General features: G+C 70.9%; 13 protein-coding genes. 10 read left to right on the plus strand and 3 right to left on the minus strand.

Annotation, left to right across the window (positions count from 1 at the left end; genetic code table 11):
* Positions 1 to 111 precede the first annotated feature (111 nt).
* Together ACF1CT_RS23680 and ACF1CT_RS23685 are read right to left on the minus strand one after the other, a co-directional pair.
* Positions 112 to 1,707, minus strand: coding sequence for a helix-turn-helix domain-containing protein (locus tag ACF1CT_RS23680; RefSeq protein WP_391786065.1), 1,596 nt, complete (start codon positions 1,705 to 1,707; stop codon positions 112 to 114).
* A 534-nt stretch (positions 1,708 to 2,241) separates the two neighbouring features.
* Entirely contained in the window at positions 2,242 to 4,389 is a 2,148-nt protein-coding gene (locus tag ACF1CT_RS23685) for a protein kinase (RefSeq protein WP_391785920.1), read from the minus strand.
* A gap of 528 nt (positions 4,390 to 4,917) precedes the next feature.
* Between ACF1CT_RS23685 and ACF1CT_RS23690 the strand changes: the two genes are divergently transcribed.
* The 3 genes from ACF1CT_RS23690 (at position 4,918) to ACF1CT_RS23700 (ending at position 8,233) form a co-directional block, all read left to right on the plus strand.
* Positions 4,918 to 6,291, plus strand: coding sequence for an aspartate aminotransferase family protein (locus tag ACF1CT_RS23690; protein ID WP_391785921.1), 1,374 nt, complete (start codon positions 4,918 to 4,920; stop codon positions 6,289 to 6,291).
* A 295-nt stretch (positions 6,292 to 6,586) separates the two neighbouring features.
* On the plus strand, positions 6,587 to 7,381 hold the full coding sequence (locus ACF1CT_RS23695) for a GntR family transcriptional regulator (RefSeq protein WP_391785922.1): 795 nt from the start codon (positions 6,587 to 6,589) through the stop codon (positions 7,379 to 7,381).
* Positions 7,382 to 7,582: 201 nt separating this feature from the next.
* Positions 7,583 to 8,233, plus strand: a complete 651-nt coding sequence (locus tag ACF1CT_RS23700) for a hypothetical protein (RefSeq protein ID WP_391786066.1) — start codon at positions 7,583 to 7,585, stop codon at positions 8,231 to 8,233.
* A gap of 315 nt (positions 8,234 to 8,548) precedes the next feature.
* On the opposite strand, the gene ACF1CT_RS23705 is transcribed toward ACF1CT_RS23700, so the two are convergent.
* Entirely contained in the window at positions 8,549 to 9,373 is an 825-nt protein-coding gene (locus ACF1CT_RS23705) for an SLATT domain-containing protein (RefSeq protein ID WP_391785923.1), read from the minus strand.
* Between the two features lie 356 nt (positions 9,374 to 9,729).
* Between ACF1CT_RS23705 and ACF1CT_RS23710 the strand changes: the two genes are divergently transcribed.
* The 7 genes from ACF1CT_RS23710 (at position 9,730) to ACF1CT_RS23740 (ending at position 16,967) form a co-directional block, all read left to right on the plus strand.
* Positions 9,730 to 10,065 (plus strand): YbaB/EbfC family nucleoid-associated protein, encoded by a 336-nt coding sequence (locus tag ACF1CT_RS23710; protein ID WP_391785924.1) that lies wholly within the window; start codon positions 9,730 to 9,732, stop codon positions 10,063 to 10,065.
* Positions 10,066 to 10,402: 337 nt separating this feature from the next.
* Positions 10,403 to 11,002: a recombination mediator RecR gene (recR, locus tag ACF1CT_RS23715; protein WP_391785925.1), complete on the plus strand. Its 600-nt coding sequence runs from the start codon at positions 10,403 to 10,405 to the stop codon at positions 11,000 to 11,002.
* Between the two features lie 160 nt (positions 11,003 to 11,162).
* Positions 11,163 to 11,822 (plus strand): DUF5063 domain-containing protein, encoded by a 660-nt coding sequence (locus ACF1CT_RS23720; RefSeq protein WP_391785926.1) that lies wholly within the window; start codon positions 11,163 to 11,165, stop codon positions 11,820 to 11,822.
* 288 nt (positions 11,823 to 12,110) lie between these two features.
* Positions 12,111 to 13,382, plus strand: a complete 1,272-nt coding sequence (locus ACF1CT_RS23725) for an aspartate kinase (RefSeq protein ID WP_391785927.1) — start codon at positions 12,111 to 12,113, stop codon at positions 13,380 to 13,382.
* Complete coding sequence (locus tag ACF1CT_RS23730; RefSeq protein ID WP_391785928.1) at positions 13,379 to 14,455, plus strand: aspartate-semialdehyde dehydrogenase; 1,077 nt, start codon at positions 13,379 to 13,381, stop codon at positions 14,453 to 14,455. Before ACF1CT_RS23725 ends, ACF1CT_RS23730 begins: the two co-directional genes overlap by 4 nt.
* A 359-nt stretch (positions 14,456 to 14,814) precedes the next feature.
* Complete coding sequence (locus ACF1CT_RS23735) at positions 14,815 to 15,390, plus strand: SigE family RNA polymerase sigma factor (protein ID WP_391786067.1); 576 nt, start codon at positions 14,815 to 14,817, stop codon at positions 15,388 to 15,390.
* The gene (locus ACF1CT_RS23740) at positions 15,387 to 16,967 is read left to right on the plus strand and encodes a hypothetical protein (protein WP_391785929.1); all 1,581 of its coding nucleotides are present in this window, start codon (positions 15,387 to 15,389) and stop codon (positions 16,965 to 16,967) included. Before ACF1CT_RS23735 ends, ACF1CT_RS23740 begins: the two co-directional genes overlap by 4 nt.
* Positions 16,968 to 17,007: the final 40 nt, after the last annotated feature.

The raw sequence follows: 17,007 nt of genomic DNA on the forward strand, positions 1-17,007 counted from the left end.
GGGGGGGGCGCGCGGCGGGGGGTCTTTGTTTCTCGTTGCGTTGGCGGGGGGGGGGGGGGGGGGGGGGGGCGGGCCCCCCCCCCCCCCCCCCCCCCCCCCCCGCCTCCGCGTTCAGGGGGTGGGGGATTCCTTGGTGACGTCCAGGGTCCGGAACGCCAGCCACAGGTCGTACCGCGCGCTCGGGGCCTGGAGCAGCGAACGTTCGAGCATCGATTCGAGGCGCGTGAGCCGTTTGCGCGCTCCCGGTACCGAAATGCCCAGCACTTCGGCGGTACGGGAGAGCTGGGCCTCGCAGTCGAGCCAGGTCCGGAGAGTCGTGTGCGGGTCGGCGGCGTTGCCGGAGGCATCCGGAGCACCGAGCGGGCGCAACTGGTGGGCCGACCACTCCTGGGCGGCCGGGCCGCGCAGGATGTCGTCAAGGTGGTACGGCGTTCCGGCGGCCGTACCGTCCGGTCCGGGACCTTGGCGGGAGACCTCGGACGTCTGGGACGACCGGGACGCAAGGGGCGTGGCGCGGATGCGCAGGGCCAGGTCCAGGGCGGCCTGGTCGGCCAGCCGGTTCAGGTCGAGGCCGAGCAGTTCGCCGATCAGCCGCAACCGTGCCGCCAGAGTGTTCCGGTGGATCTTCAGGTGCTGGACGGCGTGTGACGAGAAGGAGAGCCAGGAGGCGAGGGTCGCCATGAGCTCCTGGCCGCCCGGATCATGACTGCGCCGCGGTACGTGGGTGAGCAGGGGGCTCAGCAGCGCGTCCGCCCACTGGGCGCCGGCCGTACCGACGACCAGGGCCGCCTCCGGTGCCGAACCGAAGGCCGCGTGCCGGGTGGGCACCCCGCGGGCCACCGCCAGGGCGTGGAACGCCTGGCGGTAGCCGGTCGCCGTGTCGGTCAGCGGCACGTCCTCGCTGGCCCCGACGACGCATTCCTCCACCACATCGGCGACCCGCCGTCCGACCGGTGGGTCGACCGAGGCCGGTCCGGCCGGCACGATCAGGATCAGATGGCGCGCGTACACCGGGCACCGCACGATCCAGGACCGGCCGCCGGAGATCTCCGCACAGACCCGGGCCACGTCGTCCCGACGGCCCACGGGGCATTCCACGACACACACCCGTACCGGGTCGGGCAGTTCCGGTCTCAGGGCCCCCGCGACCTGGTGCGCGATGGACATCTGACCGGTCATGAGCAGGTGCAGCACCGCTTCCCTGGTGCGCGACTCCGCCAGGTCGACGCGCCGGCGCCTGCGTTCCACGGTCTCCGCGGTCCAGCACATGGCGAGTGGCATGGCGATGTCGGAGAGCAGTGCGGCGAGTCCGTCCGGCAGCGGGCGCGGCGCGACGACCGCCAGTACCGGGGCCGGGGCATCGGGCCGGCCGTCCAGGGGGAACAGCAACACGGTGTTCGGCCCCCTGTCGAAGGAGAAGGAGCGCGCGTCGAGCGTCGCCAGTTCCTGGACGCCCTCGGCCGCGAGCGCGGCGGCCTGCGCGGCCCATGCGGCGATGCCGGTGACCGGAGCGGTGGCTGACGCCTCCGTGTGGGCGGTCGGCCCCGTGCCCGGTCGGACGGGTGCCCGTGTCCCGTCGTCGGGGGCCCTGGTCACGCCCTGCAGGACATCGCCGTCCGCGTCGATCAGCGCGGCCCAGCCCGCCGCCCGGCCGGACAACCAGCGCAGGAGTTCCCGTGATCCACCGGTTCGAGCCAGTCGGTACATCCTCAGTACGTCGTCGGCTCGTTCCCGCCCGTGCACCCGTCCTCCGCTCATTGTGCTTCCGCACGTCCGCACGTCCACACGTCCGTTCGGCGCTGCCGCTGCCGCTGCCGCTGCCGCTGCCGCTGCCGCTGCCGCTGCCGCTGCCGCTGCCGCGCCTCGTATGTCCGCGTGCCCTGAAACCGGAGCGCAGCGTACCGGTTTCGTTGTGCGGACTGTTACCGCCTGCTGCCCACGCAGTGCGAACTGAAGCTTCCTGTCGTTGACTCGACGTCATAGAGTCCGAACGCGGTTGCGGCGGCCCTTCGGGGGTGGGGCACGGGGGCGACGGCAGCGGCTCACGGGGGTGGCCGCTGCCGTCGGCCGCGACCGCTCTTCTTCCGTCCGTGGCCGACGGCGGCTCCCGCTGTTCTCGGGGGTCGGCCCTGCCGTTGTCGGTGGTGGTTTCCAGGCCGACAGGCCCTGGGGCGGGCAGACGAGTTTCTTGGCCGGGGCCTGTTCCCGACCCGGCCCGGACGGGCTGTCGAGGCGGTCCGGTCAGCCGGACTTCGTGTATGTGAGCTGTTCGCCGCTGTCCTGGTTCGTGCGACGCAGAGAGCCGTCGGGGAGCAGGGTGAGCGTGGTGGGCCTGCCCGCCGTGCAGGACGACATGGGTTCACCGGTGACGACCGTGGAGGCACCGACCTCGACCGGGCCGTTCGTCGAGGGTTCGGACGACAGGGACGCCTCGAAGACACAGTGGTAGGAGCCACCGCTGTCGAGGGGGCCTTCCGCGGTGAGCGTGAGAACGGTGCGGCCGACTGTTCCCTGCCGGATGACGAGCTCGCGGGTGGAATGGCCCGCGGCGTTCTCGATCGAACCCGACCAGGTGCCCAGATAGCCGGACGGTATGGAGCCCGTACCGTCCTGGTCCCGGTCGTCGTCGGCCGAGGAGGAGCCCGGGTCGGTGGAGGACGGCGCGTCGTCGGTGTCCGGCGAGCCGGAACGGGATGTGGGCGAGGTGGCGGACGGGCCGGGCTTCTTCCCCTTCTCGTTCATGAAGGCGTAGACGGAGCCGCCCGCACCGATCGCGACGAGTACGGCGACCGCGACGAGGGCGATCGTCGCGCCCCTGCCCCGGCGAACGGGGTCCGGAGCGGTCGTCTGAGTGGGGCCGTACGGGGGCGTGGCGCCGAACCCTGCCTGGGGGTAGGGCTGTTGCTGCGGCGGATATCCGTATGCGGCGCCGTTCTGATGTGTGCCGAAAGCCGCTGCCCGGCCGGGATGCGGCTGAGCCGGCTGTTGGGGCGGGTAGCCGTACGTGTGGGACGGCGGCGCGGGCGGTGATACAGACGTCGGCGTGCCGGCCACCGGGGGAAGCGAGTGGACGGCGCCGGGAGGCGTGGGGGAGAGACGGTCGCCCGGCGCTTCCGGGGTTGGCGCAGGCGCGGTTGCTGGACCGGGGCCGACGGGATCGGCAGGACTGGTGAGATCGGCAGGACTGGTGAGATCGGCAGGACTGGTGAGATCGGCAGGACTGGCGAGATCGGCGGGACTGGTGAGGTTGGTGGGAACAGTGGGGTCGGTAGGACCAGTGGGGTCGGTGGGAACAGTAGGACTGGTCGAACCGGTGGAACCGGTGGAACCGGTGGGACTGATGGCACCAGTGGTATCGGTGGGGGCGGGAGGGACGGACAGCGCAGGAGGTCCGGTGAGTGCGGTGGCCGTCAGGGGCGGAACGGCGGCGGCCGGCCGTTCCCCGGGGTTCTCCTCCGGATCCTCGGAGTCCAGCAGTTCCACCGCGTGACGACCGAGTTGGGCGATGAGCGCGCCCGGGAGCCACGGCTCCGTCGTGTCGTCGTCCGGCAGTCGTCCCAGGATCGCGTCGGTCGACGGGCGGGCGGCCGGGTCCTTGCGCAGGCAGTCCCCGATCAGCCCGACAAGGCCCACCGGGACACCGGCCAGATCGGGATCCTCCTGGGCGATCCGGTACATCTGTGCGTGCGCGCCGCTGTCGGACGTCCCGAACGGAAGCCGACCGGTCGACGCGTAGGCGAGCACCGAACCGAGACAGAACACGTCGCACGCCGGGGTCACCTGCTCGCCCCGTACCTGCTCGGGCGACATGAAACCGGGAGAGCCGACAAGAGCCCCGGTGCGGGTGAGGCTGCTCTGGGTGGCGGTGTCGAGCGCCCGGGCTATGCCGAAGTCGATGACGCGTGGGCCGTCGATCGTCAGCAGGATGTTGGAGGGTTTGAGATCGCGGTGGACGAGACCGGCGGCATGGATCGCCCGCAGGGCGTGGGCGAGACCGGCCCCCAGAATGCGGACCGAGCGTTCGGGCAGGGGCCCGTACACGCCCGGCGCCGGTTTCGCGGCGGTCGCCGACCCGCCGGAGACGGTGGCCTGGAGGGAAGGACCGGCGACATACCCGGTCGCCACCCAGGGCACGACGGCCTCGGTGTCGGCGTCCAGCACCGGAGCGGTCCAGGCGGAGCCGACCCGGCGCGCGGCCCGTACCTCCCGGCGGAACCGGTCGCGGAACTCCTGCTGTCCGGCGAGTTCGCCGCGTACAAGTTTGAGTGCGACGGTACGGCCGCGGTCGGAACGGGCCAGGTAGACCTGACCCATGCCGCCCACACCGAGTCGGCCCAGCAGGCGGTATCCGCCGATGCGCTGAGGGTCGGTGGGCCCGAGCTTGTCCATGGTGTGCGTCCTCCCCCGTGCGGCGATGCGCCGGAACGCGTTGAGAATAGCTGCGAGCGATGCCGCGACGACGGGCCGGTTTCCGGCCCCCCTCGCGCGGGCATCCCCGTCTCTCCCCGGCCTCGTTCCTCCCGCCGTGGAAGGGGTGGAGCCGACGGGTCGGTTGCGCCGGAGCCTCCCGGAACCCGGCGGAGCCGGAGAGCCGGCCACACCGGGCCGCCCGAATCCGCCCGGAACTGCCAGAATCCGCCCGGAGCAGCCCGAGGCCACTCGGAACTGTCAGAATCCGCCCGGAAACGCCTGGAAGTGTCCTGAAACAACCGGAATCGGTGAGTCGCGCCCGTCCCGGTGCTCGGGGACAGAGACGGCCCGCGGATCGCCCCGGTTCCCGCCGCGCACGCGTCCGACCGCGCGGAGAAGTGCCACAGAGGTGTGTCCACGACGACGCGACACCCTGCCCAGCGAAGAGCCGCACGCCATACAACGTGGTCATGTCGGCCCGTCCCCGGTACGTCCTACGCTCACCGCATGACCCCTCATGCCTCGCATGCCCCGCATGTCGACCCCGCCGCCGGCGCGGCCGTGAAGGCCGCCGACCGCGCACACGTGTTCCACTCCTGGTCCGCCCAGGGCCTCATCGACCCGCTCGCCGTCGCCGGCGCCGAGGGCGCGTACTTCTGGGACTACGACGGCAACCGTTACCTGGATTTCACCAGCGGCCTCGTCTACACCAACATCGGCTACCAGCACCCCACCGTCGTCGCCGCGATCCAGGAACAGGCGGGAAAGCTCGCCACCTTCGCCCCCGCTTTCGCGATCGAGGCACGCTCCGAGGCCGCACGTCTCATCGCCGAGCGCACCCCCGGTGACCTGGACAAGATCTTCTTCACCAACGGTGGCGCCGAGGCCGTGGAGAACGCCATCCGGATGGCCCGGCTGCACACCGGCCGTACGAAGGTGCTCTCCGCGTACCGCTCCTACCACGGGGCCACCTCCACCGCGATCAACCTGACCGGTGACCCGCGCCGTTGGCCGTCCGACAACGGCTCGGCGGGGGTCGTCCGTTTCTGGGCCCCCTTCCTCTACCGTTCGCCGTTCCACGCCGAGACGGAGGCCGAGGAGTGCGCCCGGGCACTCCAGCACCTGGAGGACACCCTCGCCTACGAAGGCGTCGGCACGATCGCCGCGATCATCCTGGAGACGATCCCCGGCACGGCGGGCATCATGACGCCGCCGCCCGGCTACCTCGCGGGCGTCCGCGAGATCTGCGACCGGTACGGCATCGTCTTCGTCCTCGACGAGGTGATGGCCGGATTCGGCCGTACCGGCAAGTGGTTCGCGGCCGACCATTTCGACGTGGTGCCGGACCTGATGACCTTCGCCAAGGGCGTCAACTCCGGATATGTACCGCTCGGCGGTGTCGCGATCTCGGCCGAGATCGCCGCCACCTTCGAAACCCGCCCCTACCCGGGCGGACTTACCTACTCCGGTCACCCGCTGGCCTGCGCGGCGGCCGTCGCCACCATTCACGTGATGGAGGACGAGAAGGTCATCGAGAACGCCGCCCGCATCGGCGAGACCGTGCTCGGCCCCGGCCTGCGCGAACTCGCCGAGCGTCACCCGTCGGTCGGCGAGGTCCGGGGACTCGGCGCGTTCTGGGCGCTGGATCTGGTGCGCGACAAGGAGACCCGCGAGCCGCTGGTCCCGTACAACCCGACGGGCGAGGCCAACGCGCCGATGGCGGCCTTCGGTGCGGCGGCGAAGAAGAACGGGCTGTGGCCCTTCATCAACATGAACCGCACGCACGCCGTTCCGGCCTGCAACATCACCGAGGCCGAGGCCAAGGAGGGCCTCGCGGCGCTCGACACGGCGCTGTCGGTCGCGGACGAATACACCGTGTAGCGGACCGAGTCCACCGCACGGCGAGGCCGCCAGGTCCGTCGTGCGGGGCGGACAGGTCTGTCGTGCGGGGCGGACGGGTCTGTCGTGCGGGGCGGACGGGTCCGTCGTGCGGATTCGTGTGGTGCCCCTCCCGGCCCTGTCTCCCGGATTCCGGATTCAGGGATTCCGGAATCCCTGCCTTCCCGCCTCCCTCCCTGCCTCCCGGTTTCCGGAATCCCGGCCGCCCGTTGCCCGGATCCGGGCACGTCGGCGCTGCCTTAAGGTGACCGGAGGCGGAAAACAGGGGAGGGGCGCCATGGGCGCGAGCGGAGCTGTGACCCGCAGTACGCTGCGGCAGCAGATCGCGGACGCGCTGCGCGACGAAGTGCTTGCCGGGCGGTTGCAGCCGGGACGGGAGTTCACCGTCAAGCAGATCGCCGAGCAGTACGGCGTCTCGGCGACTCCGGTGCGCGAGGCCCTGTTCGACCTGTCGGCGCAGGGCCTGCTCGAATCGGATCAGCACCGAGGCTTCCGCGTACGCGAATTCACCGTCGCCGACTACCGGTCGATGGTCCAGGCCCGCACTCTGGTCATCGACGGAGTCATCCGCAGCGCAGTCCCCGGCCCCGGGATCCCGGTCGGCCGGTCCGCCACGTACGAGAACAGTCTGGTCTCCGTGCGCCGCAGGGCCCAGGAGGCCGCGAGGGCGGCGCAGGGCGGTGACCTCGACATCCTGATCGGCTACGACCTGCGCTTCTGGCGCGAGTTGGGCGCGCTCTTCGACAACGCGTACATCAACGACTTCCTGCACCGGCTGCGCGTCCAGGCGTGGGTGTTCGCGGTGCCGTACCTGCGCCACGACGTGAGCGCCCGCGACTGGCTCTGGCACGGGCATCCGGAACTCGTCGCGGCGATCACACTCGGCGATCACGACGCGGTGCGCGCGGTGATGCACGACTACAACGCGCACGCGTTGAGCTGGGCGGACCGACTGGCGGCCGGAAATCCCCCGCCCCCGGGGCGCGCACCGCGGACGACCGCACCACCATTCGCCGCCCCCGGTGCCCCTTTCACCACCAGTGAACCGGGCGCGCACGGCCCATCGTCCTGACCCGCCCGCGCCGGGCGTGCGGACCGCGTGGGCCCGGGGCGGGCGCCCGCTCGTCGGTGTCCGCCCGCTCTTCGGCGCACACCCGGCGCACGTTCGGTCCGATCCCCGGCCGTCTGCCACTGTGCGCGACGTGCACACCGCATTACGCTGTCCCGACCATTATGAATATTTCGACGCGTACCCGTGGGAGAGCGAGAATTCGTGGCCTGTGACCTGTGGCTGGTCCCCCTCGTCGATGTGCTGTGCCACAGCCCCGACAATCCGTTCGCCGAAGAGATAGCCGTCTACGACAAGGCGTTGGGCGAGGCCGGACTGCCGCCCGTCCCCGTGTACGCGTACATGCCGGGCCTGACCGGCGACGTCGCCCCCATCGCGGGCTTCGACTACGACGCCCTGCACTTCCTGCGCCGCGCGTACCTGCTCCACCTCAGCGGTTTCGCCGTCGCGCCCGTCGACGAACTCGGCGGTGACTACGAGCAGTTGCTGGAGATGTTCGAGGCGACGGCCCAGCAGTCCCACCTGGTCTGGCACTACGACCACGCGGGGGCCTATGTCCCGCTGGACTTCGCCGTGCCGCTCTCGGACGACGACCTGCTCGCGGGCGGGGGCCCGCTCGGTTCCAGCCACGGGCTGCTGAGAGAGCTGGAATTCGTCGCCCCGGCCATCGGCATCGACCCGGCGAACCCACCGGCCGCCCCGCTGCCGCCCGCCGCGCCGACCGAGCTGGAGGAACCGGCGGCCCCGATTCCGCACGACGACAGTCCGTTCGCCCGCGAGCGGCACGTCTGGCTGGGGTTGTACGCGGCCGCCACCCGCAGCCTCGCCCAGGGCTCGATGATCATCTTCAGCTGACCCGACTGTCGGTCAGCCGATCAGCCGGTGAGTCGGCTAGCCGGTCAGCCGGTCAGCCGGTCAGCCGGCCGGACAGCCCGACACCCGGGCACCCCGACCCCCGACACACCGTCAGCCCGCTGCCCCGATCCGCTGCCCCGATCCTTGTAGCGGCCGTTGTGCCGATGCTTGTGGCGGTCCATCACATCAATGCGGCACCGGTATCGGTGGCGGCCCTCGGGACTCGGCGTGCGGTCGTCAAGCTCCGGAGTTCCCGAGCAGTTCCCGCGGCGCCCTCCGGAGTCCCTACAGCGTCCCTCCGGAGTCCCCGCGGTGTCAGCGCGGGGACTCCGGAGGGCGCTGGCGCGGCATGTTCGGCCGGGTGATCGTCTGCATCGGGAACCGCCCCGGCAGCGCACCCTGCTCCGGGCGCGCGTTGGCGCCCGTGCCGGACGACAGGGTCTGGAGCCCCATCGGCGCAGGGCCGGCCCGGAATTCCACCATCCAGTCCGCGGTCTCGGTCCGGACGAGTTCCGTGACGTCCTCCGAGAAGCGACGCAGCACCCCGAGGCAGCGCTCGGCCGCCTCGCTGGCCGTTCCCTCGGTCGGCCCCAGCACCTCTCGCACCGACTCCGACGCCCAGTCGAACTGGAGCACCTGCAGTCGTCGCTGCACGGCCTGGGCGGTGGCGAGATCCCTTATCCAGCCCGAGGTGAGGCCGAAGTACCGGTCACACGCCATGCACGCGGCCCCCAGCAGCAGCGAGAGGTAGCCCCACCCGGCCGCCCCGGTGAGTACCCCGGTGAGGTCGAGCAGGGGCAGCGCGGCGCCCGCCACCGCCCCCGCCGCCGTGCCGATGCGCAGCGTCCGCGCCGCGCGCCGCTTCCACACCCGGTCGTTCAGGTACCACTCGGCGGTGCGCAGCGCCGCGTCCTCGACCCACTGGTACAGCTCGTCGAGACGCTCGGCGGGTTCGCTCCAGTCGCCGAGCGGGAACGGCGTGGCGGTCAGGTCTCCGCCCCGGCGCGCCTTCCGGTCCCGTGCCACCCGGCCCCGTGCCACCCGGCCGCGTGCGCCGGAGCCCGAACCGGAGGAACCGGCCGAGCCGGCCGAACCGGGCTCGTTGCGGGATCCTTCGGGCTGCATCTCCGGCTGACTCACCGGGGTACTCCTCTGCGTTCTGCGTAGTGGCGCCTGATGTACGGCGGTGTTCTCGACGGTGGGCTATCACTGCTCTCCGGCGTGGCCGACTGTCCCGCTCGCGTAACTTTGCGTGACGAGCGGTGTGCCTGTGTGTCCTGACGCGCATGCCCTTCCTACCGCCGAATGGTGGGCTGCGGAGTCGAAATCGCGGTATTCCCGGGAGCGTGGGGGCTGTGATCAGGTATAGGCGTCATGTCGGCGCTGACCGAAACTCACTCGAAAGAGTTGCCCACCAGCGGGTGGGGCGCGCTGAGCGGTGACCACGTAGGCTCGGCGTATCGAAACATTTCGTCGTCGAATTGCCTGGAGCGACCGTGATTCCCGGTGCAGGTCAGCCCAATATGCAGCAGCTGCTGCAGCAAGCCCAGAAGATGCAGCAGGACCTCGCCGCGGCTCAGGAGGAGCTGGCGAGGACCGAGGTCGAGGGGCAGGCGGGTGGTGGTCTGGTCAAGGCGACCGTGACCGGCTCCGGTGAGCTCCGCGCCCTGGTGATCGATCCGAAGGCCGTCGATCCGGCGGACACCGAGACGCTGGCGGACCTCGTCGTCGCCGCGGTCCAGGCGGCGAACGAGAACGCGCAGCAGCTCCAGCAGCAGAAGCTGGGCCCGCTCGCCCAGGGACTCGGCGGCGTGCCCGGTCTCCCCTTCTGAAAACCCCGTGCCGTCCCGCTGAAAACCCCGTGCCGTCCCGGTCGCGGCGTCCGCCTTCGAGGAGGAACGGCCGTCATCGGGGTGGAACGGCCGTCATCGGGTCGGTTCGGGCACCTGAGGGGCGGCCGCCGTTCGACACCGGCTCTTCTCGTCGGCGGCCCGGACTCGTACGTTGTATTCATGGCCCGTCGCACGCGGGGCGCGGTGCACCGCCGGTGGTGCACCGTCCGCGACGCCCCAGGGCGGCAGATGGCGGACACGGGCCTCGTCGGCGGGCAGGGTCCGCGGACACGGGCCTCGCGGCAGGCGGGGTCTCAGGAAGAGGAAGGCGTTTCCGTTGTACGAAGGCGTGGTTCAGGACCTCATCGACGAGTTGGGCAGGCTGCCCGGCGTCGGTCCGAAGAGCGCGCAGCGGATCGCCTTCCACATCCTGCAGGCGGAGCCGACCGACGTGCGGCGTCTCGCCCATGCCCTCCTGGAGGTCAAGGACAAGGTTCGGTTCTGCTCGGTCTGCGGCAACGTCGCCCAGCAGGAGCAGTGCAACATCTGCCGGGACGCGCGACGCGACCGGACGGTCATCTGCGTGGTCGAGGAGCCGAAGGACGTCGTCGCGATCGAGCGGACCCGTGAGTTCCGCGGCAGGTACCACGTGCTCGGCGGCGCGATCAGCCCGATCGAGGGCGTCGGCCCCGACGACCTGCGCATCCGTGAGCTGCTCACCCGTCTCGCCGACGGCACGGTCACGGAGCTGATCCTGGCGACCGACCCCAACCTGGAGGGCGAGGCCACCGCGACGTATCTGGCGCGGATGGTCAAGCCGATGGGCCTGCGGGTCACCAGACTGGCCAGCGGTCTGCCGGTGGGCGGCGACCTGGAGTACGCGGACGAGGTCACCCTGGGCCGCGCCTTCGAGGGGAGGCGCCTGCTCGATGTCTGACGTGAGCCCGGTGCCCGGTCCCGGCGCGTGCCCGATGCCCGACGTCTTTACGTCGTCCGGTGTTCCTGTGGCGACCGTTTGCCCGACTCACGACGACTTTACGTTCAGCGACGCTATGTTCTACTCACCGTTTGCGACCGTGCCCACGGGAGGTCCCTCGATGTCTGACGCCACGCTGAACTCCGTCACGCAGGACCCGGACGATTTCGCCGTCCAGATCGCCGACCAGATCAAGACGTTCATCGTCGCGGTCACCGAGGTGTCGAAGGTCGAGGAGCCCGAGGAGGCCGTACCCGTCCTGCTGCTCCAGGTCTCCCAGCTGCTGCTGGCGGGCGGGCGGCTCGGCGCGTACGAGGACATCGTCCCCGACGAGCGATACGAGCCGGATCTGGGGGCCGAGCCGGACGCCGACGGCCTGCGCGAACGGTTCGCCGCCCTGCTGGAGCCGATCGACGTCTACTCCGAGGTGTTCGACCCGTACGAGCCGCGCAAGGCGCCGGTTCCGGCCCGCATCTCGGACGACCTGGCCGACCTCGTCACCGACCTGCGCCACGGCCTGGCCCACTACGAGGAGGGCCGTACCACCGAGGCCCTGTGGTGGTGGCAGTTCTCCTACTTCTCCAACTGGGGTTCCACCGCGTCCGCCACCCTGCGCGCCCTGCAGTCGCTGATCGCCCACATCCGCCTCAACCAGCCCCTCCAGGAGCTCGACGGCCTGGACACGGACTCGGAGACCGTCGATGACGAGCTGGCCGAGGAGGCGGGCCGGGTGATGGCCGAGGAGATCGCGGGTCCGCTGGGACTGCGCCCGGTGCGGTAGCGGGAGCGAGGCCCGCGCCCCGCGCCGAAGAGCGGATCGTGGGGTTCCGGTCCACGCTGGAGGGGGTGCATCCCGCATCGTGGACCCGGCGCGCCGTGCGTGTGGGCTGGGCCACATAGGGAGTGCGGCCCCGATCGGCGGGCAGCAGCCCCCGTACGAGCGGCTCGGAACGACACGCCGATGATCACGTGTTGAGCGGGACATCTCACCATGTGGTATCGGCGGGGCGTTTCCGGGCTGCTCGTTAAACTGAGCCGACCGCAGTAATGGACTGAGCGAGGAGCGCACGTGGGCCTTGTCGTGCAGAAGTACGGAGGCTCCTCCGTAGCCGATGCCGAGGGCATCAAGCGCGTCGCCAAGCGAATCGTCGATGCCAAGAAGAGCGGCAACCAGGTGGTTGTCGTGGTGTCCGCGATGGGCGACACGACGGACGAGTTGATCGATCTCGCCGGGCAGGTATCCCCGATTCCTGCCGGGCGCGAGTTCGACATGCTGCTGACCGCCGGGGAGCGGATCTCCATGGCCCTGCTGGCGATGGCGATCAAAAACCTGGGCCACGAGGCCCAGTCGTTCACGGGCAGCCAGGCCGGCGTCATCACCGACTCGGTCCACAACAAAGCGCGCATCATCGATGTGACGCCGGGCCGTATCCGTACGGCGCTGGACGAGGGGAACATCGCGATCGTCGCGGGGTTCCAGGGGGTGTCCCAGGACAAGAAGGACATCACCACCCTCGGCCGCGGCGGGTCCGACACCACCGCGGTCGCGCTCGCCGCCGCGCTGGACGCCGAGGTCTGTGAGATCTACACCGATGTGGACGGTGTCTTCACCGCCGACCCGAGGGTCGTGAAGAAGGCCCGGAAGATCGACTGGATCTCCTTCGAGGACATGCTGGAGCTGGCCGCGTCCGGTTCCAAGGTGCTGCTGCACCGGTGCGTGGAGTACGCACGCCGCTACAACATCCCGATCCACGTCCGTTCGTCCTTCTCCGGGCTGCGCGGAACCTGGGTCAGCAACGAGCCGCAAGGGGACCAGAAGGTGGAGCACGCGATCATCTCCGGAGTCGCCCATGACGTCTCCGAGGCCAAGATCACCGTCGTCGGTGTGCCCGACAAGCCCGGCGAGGCCGCCGCGATCTTCCGGACCATCGCGAACGCGGAGGTCAACATCGACATGGTGGTGCAGAACGTCTCCGCCGCGTCGACCGGGCTCACCGACATCTCGTTCACGCTGCCGAAGGCCGAGGGCCGCAAGGCCATCGACGCCCTGGAGCGCAACCGCGGCTCCATCGGTTTCGACTCGCTGCGTTACGACGACCAGATCGCGAAGATCTCCCTGGTCGGTGCCGGTATGAAGACGAATCCGGGGGTTACGGCCGGGTTCTTCGAGGCGCTGTCGGACGCCGGTGTGAACATCGAGCTGATCTCGACGTCCGAGATCCGCATCTCGGTCGTCACCCGCGCGGACGACGTCATCGAGGCCGTGCGCGCCGTGCACACCGCCTTCGGTCTCGACAGCGACTCCGACGAGGCCGTCGTCTACGGGGGCACCGGCCGATGACCGCTCGCCGCCCTTCGCTCGCGGTCGTCGGTGCGACCGGGGCGATCGGCGGTGTCATGCTCCAGATCATCTCGCAGCACGCGGATGTCTGGGGCGAGGTGAGGCTGATCGCCTCGCCGCGTTCGGCAGGCCGCAAGCTGGTCGTACGCGGCGAGGAGAGCGAGGTCCTCCCGCTCACCGAGGACGTCTTCGACGGTGTCGACGTGGCGCTGTTCCTGGTGCCCGACGACGTGTCCGCGCAGTGGGCGCCGATCGCCGCTGCCAAGGGCGCGGTCGTCGTCGACGATTCCGCCGCGTTCCGGCTGGACCCGGACGTCCCGCTGGTCGTGCCCGAGATCAACCCGCATGCCGTACGGATCAGACCGCGCTCCATCGTCGCCAGCCCGAACTGCACGACGCTCGCGCTGATTGTCGCTGTCGGCGCGCTGCACTCCGAGTTCGGTGTGCGGGAGCTCGTCGTCTCCTCGTACCAGGCGGTGAGTGGCGCGGGCCGCGACGGGGTGGCCGCGCTGCGCGAGCAGCTCTCGCTGGTGGCCGGTACGGAACTCGGGACGAACCCCGGTGACGTGCGCCGGGCCGTGGGCGACGCGGAGGGCGGCAGCCCCTTTGCCGCGCCGGTGGCCCTCAACGTCGTGCCCTGGGCCGGGACCGAGGCCGGGGACGGCTGGTCGTCGGAGGAACTCGCGATCCGCGGGGAGTGCCGCAAGATCCTTGACCTGCCGAGCCTGCGGGTGGCGGCCACGTGTGTGTACGTGCCGGTCGTCGCCACGCACTCGATGTCCGTGCACGCGCGGTTCGAGAACGAGGTCGAGGTCGAGCGGGCACACGAGATCCTGGCGACGGCCCCGGGAGTGGTGCTCTACGACAGCCCGGCGGCGGGGGACTTCCCGACGCCGGCCGACGTCGTCGGCACGGATCCGACGTGGGTCGGACGGGTGCGCCGGTCGCTGGACGACCCCCGGGCCCTGGAACTGTTCGTCTGCGGCGACAACCTCCGCAAGGGGGCGGCGTTGAACGTGGCGCAGATCGCCGAGTCGGTGGCCGCCGAGTTCCCCACGTCTGATCGAACCTGATCGAACCTGATTTGTGCGGTCTGTGAACGCCCTGTGAGCAAGTTGGAAGACTGAACCCCTTGAGCTGGGGTGTTGCGGTGTCCGACGATGACCTTTCGGCCTTTTGCAACCGTCGGCCGAACGATGCGCGTCTATGCGGTCACTTCTTGCGCGGCGGGACGCGTATTCGGGGCATTCGGGGAAGAGCGGGTACGTATGAGGGCATGTCGCACTGCGTCGAACGCGGTGTCGCGCGCGTACAACCCTGATGGGGGGAAACGTGTCCAACTGGCGTGGCAGAGGTTCTCGACATCACAGTGGTGGGCCCCCTGCGTGGCGCTTCGGTGCGTCCGCTCAGGCGGCCCCGCGCACCCGGCGGCATGCCGGTGATCGCGCCCATGCCCGCCGCACGTTCCGCGCGGCTGTCGTCACAGCGCGAGGGCGCTGAGGAGAGCGTGGCAGCCGGAACCACAGTCGACCACCTCACCGAGACCTATCGCGCCCACTACCGCTCGCTGCTCGGCCTCGCGGCCCTGCTCCTGGACGACACGGCCTCGTGCGAGGACGTGGTGCAGGAGGCGTTCATCCGTGTGCACTCGGCGCGCAGCCGGGTGCGTGAGCCCGAGAAGACCCTGGCGTATCTGCGCCAGACCGTCGTCAACCTGTCGCGGTCCGCGCTGCGCCGCCGCATCCTCGGGCTGAAGCTGCTCTCCAAGCCGATGCCGGACATGGCGAGTGCGGAGGAGGGCGCGTACGACCAGTTGGAGCGGGACGCGCTCATCAAGGCGATGCGAGGGCTGCAACGGCGCCAGCGGGAGGTACTGGTGCTGCGCTACTTCGCGGACATGACGGAGGCGCAGGTGGCCGAGACGCTGGGCATATCCCTGGGATCGGTCAAGGCCTACGGATCGCGCGGCATCGCGGCGCTGCGGGTCGTCATGGAGGCACAGGCATGAGCCGGCCCGACGGTGGACACGAGAACGCGCACGAGAGCACACGCGAGAACGCGCACGAGAACGCGCACGAGAATGCGGACGCGCGCGCGGACGGCCGGGAGGCCCGCGGCACGCGCGGGGTCGGGGCGGACCGGACCGGGAACGGAATCCGGACCGGGAACGGGATGGAGGACGACGGGCGGGAGAACGCCCGGCACGCGGACTCGGATTCGGACGCGGACGTGAACGCGGAGGCGAAGGTGGACGCGGGCGAGAGCGCGGGCATGGGCCCGGACACGAGCGGGGACGCGGACATGGACTCCGACGGGGGCACGGACCCGGACACGAGCGAGGGCGTCGAACCGCGTTCCGGCGCGGACGCGGACGTTCCTCCGGATACGAATGCTCCTCCGGATACGGACCTCCCCCCGAGTGCGGACGTTCCTCCGGATCCGGATACAGACGTTCCTCCGGATCCGGGCTCGGGCTCGGTTTCGGGTTCGGTGACGGTCATGCGTGTCGGCGCACGTGGCGACGACGGCCCCGATATGCCGGAGTTCCTGGACGAGGTCGCGCTGCGCCGCATGCTGCACGGAGCCGTCGAACAGATCGAACCGGCCGACGGCGTCCTCGACCACCTGCACCGGGCCGTGCCCGTCCGGCGTGCCAGGCGGCGGCAGGCCGTCGTCGGAATGGCGGCGGCGGCGCTGCTCATCGGCACCGCGGTTCCCGCCTTCGTCCACGTTGCGAACTCCGACGGCTCGAACGCCCCCAACCCCGCGATAGCCGGGCACGGTGAGCAGGCGCAGGGCGGCAACGGCATGGAGAGCGGCTCCGGAAGCGCCGGGAAGGACAACGGCGGCGGAATCGGCGGGCAGAACGACGGCGATCCGAACCATCCGGTGAGCACCAGCAGCCCGTCCGACGGCCAGGGCCAGAGCGGTGACGGCGACCCGACCGGTGGGGTGTCCGACCCGGCCGCCACCATCGCCTCCTCCGCACCGGCCTGCGACCCGGAACAGCTCGGTGTCGCCTCGGCCGAGACGGGCGCGGCCGGTGCCGACGGCACGGTGTACGGAACCTTTCGCATCGCCAACGTCTCCGGCAAGGAGTGTTCGGTGAGCAGCGGTGGAAGCGTGGGTTTCCAGGCACTGGGCGCGGCCGACCCGGCCAAGATCGCGGTCGTGCAGCATGCCGCGGGCGACGCGGCGGGGGGTCTGCCCGACCCCTCGCGCGAGCGGGCGGCCGTGGAGCTGAAGCCGTCCATGGCGTACGAGGTGAAGTTCGCCTGGGTGCCGAAGGACACGTGTCCGACCATCGGCGGTTCTGCGAGCCCGACGCCCACCGAGGGCGCGGGCGGTGCCGGGGGCGCGGGTGGGTCCGCTGTCGCAGGCGGTGCCGGCACGGGTTCCGGCGACGGCGCCGCGGATACGGCTGCACAGCTCGGCGGCGACGGAGGTGGCGGCGGCGGGCTGCTGGACGGCAGCGTCTCCGTGACGCACACGCCGCAGGCGGGCGCCCCGGTCGCGGAGGCGAAGATCGCCAACGCCTGTGCCGGGACGATCTACCGGACCGGGGTGCTGGCCCCCACACGATGAGGCAGGAGCAGGAGCAGGAGCAGGAGCAGGAGCAGGGGCA

The sequence above is a fragment of the Streptomyces sp. NPDC014734 genome (assembly GCF_043083325.1).
In the GTDB taxonomy this organism is placed as follows: domain Bacteria; phylum Actinomycetota; class Actinomycetes; order Streptomycetales; family Streptomycetaceae; genus Streptomyces.